1 protein-coding gene, 2 tRNA genes and 3 rRNA genes (1 of these 6 running past the window's edge) are annotated in these 5000 nt (G+C 54.0%); 1 reads left to right on the top strand and 5 read right to left on the bottom strand.

What is annotated here, in order from left to right; translation table 11 throughout:
* The 4 genes from AC1DUY_RS30685 to AC1DUY_RS30670 form a co-directional block, all read right to left on the bottom strand.
* Positions 1–954, bottom strand: a 23S ribosomal RNA gene (locus AC1DUY_RS30685); it reaches 1866 nt to the left of the window's first position.
* A 457-nt stretch (positions 955–1411) separates the two neighbouring features.
* Positions 1412–1487, bottom strand: a tRNA-Ala gene (locus AC1DUY_RS30680).
* A 94-nt stretch (positions 1488–1581) separates the two neighbouring features.
* Positions 1582–1658, bottom strand: a tRNA-Ile gene (locus tag AC1DUY_RS30675).
* A gap of 215 nt (positions 1659–1873) precedes the next feature.
* Positions 1874–3360 (bottom strand): 16S ribosomal RNA (locus AC1DUY_RS30670).
* A 970-nt stretch (positions 3361–4330) separates the two neighbouring features.
* Here AC1DUY_RS30670 and AC1DUY_RS30665 point away from each other — a divergent pair.
* Complete coding sequence (locus AC1DUY_RS30665) at positions 4331–4594, top strand: hypothetical protein (RefSeq protein ID WP_478119188.1); 264 nt, start codon at positions 4331–4333, stop codon at positions 4592–4594.
* A gap of 217 nt (positions 4595–4811) precedes the next feature.
* On the opposite strand, the gene rrf is transcribed toward AC1DUY_RS30665, so the two are convergent.
* Positions 4812–4926 (bottom strand): 5S ribosomal RNA (rrf, locus tag AC1DUY_RS30660).
* Together the 16S, 23S and 5S rRNA genes with 2 tRNA genes alongside form the textbook arrangement of a ribosomal RNA operon.
* Positions 4927–5000: the final 74 nt, after the last annotated feature.

The raw sequence follows: 5000 nt of genomic DNA, 5'->3' as shown, positions 1-5000 counted from the left end.
GGTAAGACGGTAAGTCCCCCTAGCCCATTCAGTGCTCTACCCCCTGAGGTATTCATCCGAGGCGATACCTAAATATCTTTCGCGGAGAACCAGCTATTTCCCAGTTTGATTGGCCTTTCACCCCTAACCACAGGTCATCGGAGTCTTTTTCAACAGACACCCGTTCGGTCCTCCAGTGAGTGTTACCTCACCTTCAACCTGCCCATGGCTAGATCACTAGGTTTCGGGTCTAATACAACGAACTTAGCGCCCTATTCAGACTCGCTTTCGCTGCGCATACACCTATCGGCTTAAGCTTGCTCGTTAAATTAAGTCGCTGGCCCATAATACAAAAGGTACGACGTCACCCAGAACGTATCTTGGGCTCCGTCTGTTTGTAGGTATCCGGTTTCAGGTCTATTTCACTCCCCTCGTCGGGGTGCTTTTCACCTTTCCCTCACGGTACTAGTTCGCTATCGGTCAATGAGGAGTACTTAGGCTTGGAGGGTGGTCCCCCCACGTTCAGACAGGATTTCACGTGTCCCGCCTTACTCAAGGACATATCATTGCATTACCCGTACGGGACTATCACCCTCTGAGGTCCAGCTTTCCTGACTGGTTCCGGTTGTCTTTGATATGCCACTGGCCTGGTCCGCGTTCGCTCGCCACTACTAACGGAGTCTCTGTTGATGTCCTTTCCTCCGGGTACTTAGATGTTTCAGTTCCCCGGGTTCGCTTGAAACCCCCTATGTATTCAGGAGTCTCATACCTTCAACTGATAACCGAAAATCCAAAACCACCCCGACTTGCGTCGTGATGACCTTAGAGTTTCGGCTATCGAAGGTGGGTTTCCCCATTCGGAAATCTATGGATCAAAGCCTCTTCGCGGCTCCCCATAGCTTATCGCAGCGTAGCACGTCCTTCATCGCCTCTCATTGCCAAGGCATCCACCGAATACCCTTAAGACACTTGATTGCTCTCATTATCAATATCCACACACTCGGCAGAGTTTGCTGCATGCTGCTTTGCGCAACCAACGAATTGGAAACGCAAAATCCGCACGCCGGCAGTCAAGCCGTGCGCACTTCATGCAGCTGGATATGATTTAGAAAGACCAGTTTGCTTCGTAAGATCGAACCGACAACGAGGCGGTCAAGCTTCGTTGAAAAGGAATAAAGATGCGGAAGCTTTGCAAGCAAAGCGTTCGCACTCAATTCCTGGAGATTATGATTGCGGCACCCGCAATTGCTTGCAGATCCGAACCTCGGAACGATCTCCTCTTTACGATGTCATAAATCCCGCAGTCGATCTCGTAAGACCGACAAGCGAAGTTATACCGCGGACTAAATCAGGCGCTGCCCATATGGCGCGCACTGTCTGAACACACTGAATGTTTGTTACGATCTCAACGTCGCCATCCATCAGAAGTTTCTGGTGGAGGCAGACGGGATCGAACCGACGACCTCATGCTTGCAAAGCACGCGCTCTCCCAGCTGAGCTATGCCCCCGTTCCAGAAGACGAATGCTCAACGCTGAATGGCGCGTTTTGCAGATGCGATGTCGTGACGTGAGCAGCAGCCTTGAAAGCAAAGCGCGCAAATATGGTGGGCCTGGGAAGACTTGAACTTCCGACCTCACGCTTATCAAGCGCGCGCTCTAACCAACTGAGCTACAAGCCCTAACAACAAAGGACTGCGCTCGGCCCATCGACATGACCTTGCGATCAAACGCCAACAAGCAGCACGAGCACGCCCCAGCGTGTGTTCGTCCGCGAAGAAAGAGAAACGAAGACGGCGGTGTCCCGCCTATGCAGCTCAGACATTGATCCAATGTCTGGCCACTGATGTTTCAAAAGAGGATCGATAGAAGCAAGCTTCTGAAGATCCATCCTTAGAAAGGAGGTGATCCAGCCGCAGGTTCCCCTACGGCTACCTTGTTACGACTTCACCCCAGTCGCTGACCCTACCGTGGTCAGCTGCCCCCTTGCGGTTAGCGCACTGCCTTCAGGTAGAACCAACTCCCATGGTGTGACGGGCGGTGTGTACAAGGCCCGGGAACGTATTCACCGTGGCATGCTGATCCACGATTACTAGCGATTCCAACTTCATGGGCTCGAGTTGCAGAGCCCAATCCGAACTGAGACGGCTTTTTGAGATTTGCGAGAGGTCGCCCTTTTGCATCCCATTGTCACCGCCATTGTAGCACGTGTGTAGCCCAGCCCGTAAGGGCCATGAGGACTTGACGTCATCCCCACCTTCCTCGCGGCTTATCACCGGCAGTCTCCTTAGAGTGCTCAACTAAATGGTAGCAACTAAGGACGGGGGTTGCGCTCGTTGCGGGACTTAACCCAACATCTCACGACACGAGCTGACGACAGCCATGCAGCACCTGTGCTCTATGCCCCGAAGGGAAGGTTCCATCTCTGGTACCGGTCATAGACATGTCAAGGGCTGGTAAGGTTCTGCGCGTTGCGTCGAATTAAACCACATGCTCCACCGCTTGTGCGGGCCCCCGTCAATTCCTTTGAGTTTTAATCTTGCGACCGTACTCCCCAGGCGGAATGCTTAAAGCGTTAGCTGCGCCACTAGTGAGTAAACCCACTAACGGCTGGCATTCATCGTTTACGGCGTGGACTACCAGGGTATCTAATCCTGTTTGCTCCCCACGCTTTCGTGCCTCAGCGTCAGTTATGGGCCAGTGAGCCGCCTTCGCCACTGGTGTTCTTGCGAATATCTACGAATTTCACCTCTACACTCGCAGTTCCACTCACCTCTCCCATACTCAAGACTTTCAGTATCAAAGGCAGTTCTGGAGTTGAGCTCCAGGATTTCACCTCTGACTTAAAAACCCGCCTACGCACCCTTTACGCCCAGTGATTCCGAGCAACGCTAGCCCCCTTCGTATTACCGCGGCTGCTGGCACGAAGTTAGCCGGGGCTTATTCTTACGGTACCGTCATTATCTTCCCGTACAAAAGAGCTTTACAACCCTAGGGCCTTCATCACTCACGCGGCATGGCTGGATCAGGCTTGCGCCCATTGTCCAATATTCCCCACTGCTGCCTCCCGTAGGAGTTTGGGCCGTGTCTCAGTCCCAATGTGGCTGATCATCCTCTCAGACCAGCTACTGATCGTCGCCTTGGTAGGCCTTTACCCCACCAACTAGCTAATCAGACGCGGGCCAATCTCTCGGCGATAAATCTTTCCCCGTAAGGGCTTATCCGGTATTAGCACAAGTTTCCCTGTGTTGTTCCGAACCAAGAGGTATGTTCCCACGCGTTACTCACCCGTCTGCCACTGACGTATTGCTACGCCCGTTCGACTTGCATGTGTTAAGCCTGCCGCCAGCGTTCGCTCTGAGCCAGGATCAAACTCTCAAGTTGGACTTGAAACTTTAAACCGGCTGATCACAACGTATTGACGAGGTCCCACCATACTAAATCGACCAAACCGAAGTTCAGCCAATCTGCTGTCCGCGCTTCACAGCGCTAACAACGATGGTGTTAACCTTTGTTCAAAACGTGTACCGCCGAAGTCTTTCGTCCGGCCCCGTCTCAAGAAGCCGAAGCCTCCATCGAACGAGACCCGCAAGGACTCCGCCGTCCACGTTTCTCTTTCTTCAATTTAACTTGTCAAACAGCCCGACGCAGATGCGTCAATCTCCCCGAGAGGGAGAAATCTCTATCTTCAGATCTTCCAAAGTGAGATCCATCAGGCGGCATCCAGTGGATGTCAGCGCCCCGAAGGGAGCGAACCAGTAGACCCTCCAGAGGAAGGAAGCAACCTCTTTCTTCGCAGCGCGCCGATTATTTCGTTCGAAACAAGCAGCAGAACGTTGCACCGATCGAGATCCGCCAGGCCCTTCTCAGAAACCTGACAACTCAACCCGACGACAAAACACCCACCGAAACTGTCGGCTGGTGCTTCACACATCGCGTTGAGGTGCTTCTGAGCGTCGAACCGTCCCGGACCCGTGGGCCCCGGCGCCGCCGCGCTCAGTGGCCGGTTTATAGTCTCGCACTCTCGAAGCTGTCAACGCCCAATCGTCAGAAAATCGTCACGCGTTTTTCGTGTGCGTGAAGTTGACGTCGAATCATAGTGCGTTGCGATGATGACAGCAGGATTCCGCATTGAATTGCGGGGGATATCCGGATCCTGCGATACGCGTTGGCTCGTACGATGATGCAATGAGCCGCTGCGCATCGTCGGCATCGATCTCTCATCTGCTGTTGAGAACTATCAGGCCGACGGCGCAACGATGCTGCAGCGCCGTTGTAAGAACGCAGATGCAGTGGCGCTGGTAAAAGCGATCGGCGTGCATGATGCCCGCCAGCGGACTGCGCAGYAGCGGCGATGCAGTTGCGCGAAGGAAACAATCCCTTCTTCCAATCGCAGCCTTTTCGAATCTCGGATCGCTTCGCTTCCCTCGCTGGGGCGAACGCGATCCTGATGAGCTCAAACGGACCGCGCTACGCGGGTTCGGATTTTGATGGTGGATCGCGGCTGAATGATCTCGGTCGAAGCGGATCGTCACCGCGATCGACATTGAGAAAGCCCCGCAAGCGCCTGTTGGCGATCACGCCGCACAAAAAAATGCTGCAGCTGAATCGTGGCTGAATGATTTTCGCGATCGAGCTCTGCCGCTCCTCAGGATGAGGGACGGGGTGGAAACGGCGTCTTGAGGAGCGTCGACGCTGGAGCCGCGGTTACGATGATCCGTGATGATGAGTTTGCGCCGATTGGCCAGCGGACCAGACAACAAAAAACGCCGCCTCCCGAAGGAAGCGGCGTTTTTGTATTGATATCGTAGATGAGGAGTCTTTGTCCTTTGCAGGCCTGGCAGCGACCTACTCTCCCAGGGCTTAAGCCATAGTACCATTGGCGCTGAGGAGTTTAACGGCCGAGTTCGGGATGGGATCGGGTTGAAGCTCCTCGCTAGAACCACCAGGCCGGCGAAGGACAAAGATACGAAGCAAACTGTTTTGGTCTTTCTGTAGGACGCGCTTGGGCGTCCCTGAGTGTT

It is taken from the genome of Tardiphaga sp. P4_G1, from assembly GCF_056401215.1.
Note: the sequence above shows the minus strand (reverse complement) of the source record. Positions and strands in the feature narration are given on the sequence as shown.